Source organism: Bacillus cereus group sp. BceL291 (assembly GCF_051776705.1).
In the GTDB taxonomy this organism is placed as follows: Bacteria; Bacillota; Bacilli; order Bacillales; family Bacillaceae_G; genus Bacillus_A; species Bacillus_A cereus.
The window spans coordinates 1-344 of record NZ_JBPWAP010000263.1; the positions used below are offsets into that span (position 1 = coordinate 1).

Below are 344 nucleotides of genomic sequence, written 5' to 3' on the forward strand. Positions count from 1 at the left end.
TCGGCATATCGTACATATTGAATTCTCTTAAAGCTAGAATCCATTAATTCTACTGAACTCATTGTACGTATATCTTTTTGAAGCCTTTTCACTTCACTTGTAATCTCAGTTAATTCATTGTGTGGAGCCAGTACTTTTCTATCTGCGAATTTCTTTTTTAAATACCAAAGTCGCTTATATTTTTGGGTATATACTATGTTGTTTTGTCGGCGTGTGCCTTTATCAAATAGTGTTTTATACTCTTCGATATACTTATCAAGTTCATTTAGATAAATATTTGATAGAATTGGGCTGATTATTCCTCCCTGTGGAGTGCCACTATAAGTATTATTGAATTTCCAATC

Annotated in this window: 1 pseudogene; it reads right to left on the reverse strand. The window is 32.3% G+C overall.

Annotation, left to right across the window (positions count from 1 at the left end):
• A pseudogene (locus tag ACS2CR_RS34500) lies at positions 1 to 344 on the reverse strand (reverse transcriptase/maturase family protein); the annotation flags it as partial.